This is a genomic window from Moraxella canis, assembly GCF_002014965.1.
In the GTDB taxonomy this organism is placed as follows: domain Bacteria; phylum Pseudomonadota; class Gammaproteobacteria; order Pseudomonadales; family Moraxellaceae; genus Moraxella; species Moraxella canis.
This window is the reverse complement of the sequence record NZ_MUXT01000015.1, coordinates 1-1,834: the sequence shown is the minus strand read 5'-3', so window position 1 is coordinate 1,834 and position 1,834 is coordinate 1. Positions and strand designations below refer to the sequence as shown.

Below are 1,834 nucleotides of genomic sequence, written 5' to 3'. Positions count from 1 at the left end.
GAGTCGTGGACTAAAAGCCATGTTTGGTGTTGGTGAAAAAACTGACGAGCAACTGGCGGATGAAACTGAAAAGACTTCAAAGCATGTATTAGATTTAGAAAGGACTTTATGGACTTTGATTGTTCGTTATAAATCTAGGGCTTATTTTCTTGAACTTGTAGAAAAAGATTATCGAACTGGTACTAATTACGCTTTTGAATTTCTGGAAGAACTGGCAATTATAGAATACAAACGGCTATTAATTGACGATACATAGCACATAATTTGTAATTACATAATGTGTGTGCGTGTGCGGGTGGTTCGGCGGCTGTTAAGCGAGAACGACGCACACGCACACACTGGCGGTGTAATATTTTACACTTAGGCTAGTGGAATTTGTCTCATTTTGATAACACTGCATAATAATGCTTTCTATCCATAGCCAATAAAAAATGAATGATTTGGCGCAGTCAAGCCCTTGCCCAAAGGGTGAATTTTTTTTTGCTTATGCGTTGATTTTGTTGCTTTAAGCTAAATTTTGCGCAAAAAAAAATTCAGGCTTGACGGTGTCAAATCATGAATTAATATAATGGCTAGGATAGGAAGCATTGTATACTTGTTTACAAGTTATTTTTGAATAAGTATACAAGTTAGAAAATAACTTTTTTGGCTGTTATTGATTGATGATATTTTTTAATGTATTATTCATCAATTCCTTTTTTTAAGCTTGGGTACAAGAATTTGAGCGGTTTGGAATGATTGGGCGAATATCGAAAGAAAAGAGTAGGTACGCACCAAATTATCATTTAAACTTTTTTAAAAGCTCAAAATAAATAAAATCCCCGTCATAGTGCTGGAACACTCAGGGGATTTCCCACAAACTTGAAAATAGAAACTAAACTATTGCGTTGCAAGCCCCAAATTTCAAATTCAAGATTAGTATATCAAAAATCTGTGAATTTGCAATATTCATGGATTTTTTTATGAGATTTTTAAAGCAAGATACAGATAACCAAATTCAAAATATAAAAAATAGGGTCGCTCTTGGTATATTTACGAAATGTGATTCCACCCTTGAAAATGCTAGGCTTGCGAGATATGCTCTACAAAATCAAGCAGCTAAATTATTGCCTAAAGAGCGTGTAAAATCTTGTTTAAAATGCCGAATTTCTATTAATGAAAATGTTGGCGTCAAATACAATACAAAAAGAGATACAGCTCACTATTCAAACTTACAGCGCTGCGGCTCTGTATGGCATTGCCCAGTTTGTGCGTCAAATATCACTGAAAAGCGTAAACAAGAGATAAAAAAAGCCACTGACGCACACACTGGCGGTGTTTATATGCTAACCCTTACTATTCCCCATTACTTTGGCGATAATTTAAAAACGCTTATATCAGGCTTAGAATTGGCTGTTAAGCGTTTTTTTGGTGGTCGTAAAGCTAAATCAATCTGGGAAAAAATCGGAAAAATTGGGCATATTAGAGCGCTTGAGGTAACACATGGGCGCAATGGTTGGCACCCACATTTTCATTTTTTAATTTTTACAGAAAATCATTTACCAGATGATTTTGATACAACTGATTTACTTGATGTTTGGAAAAATGCTTGTCGCTTGGCTAAACTGCCAATTCCTAATCATCATGGGCTAGATTTTAAAAAAGGTGATTATTCTGCTTATGTCGCCAAGTGGGGCATAGAAAATGAAATTGCTAAAGGTCATACAAAAACAGGTAAAAACGGTAATTTGACAGCGTGGGATTTGCTCAAATTATCAATGCTTGATGATGAGCAAGCAGGGAAGTTATTTCAAGAATTTGCTATCACTTTCAAAGGGCGTCGGCAGCTTGTTTG

General features: G+C 35.4%; 1 protein-coding gene and 1 pseudogene. Both read left to right on the top strand.

What is annotated here, in order from left to right:
* A pseudogene (locus B0180_RS09965) lies at positions 1–256 on the top strand (hypothetical protein); the annotation flags it as partial.
* 706 nt (positions 257–962) lie between these two features.
* On the top strand, positions 963–1,834 hold an 872-nt coding region (locus B0180_RS09960; RefSeq protein ID WP_078256763.1), incomplete at its 3' end, for a protein rep.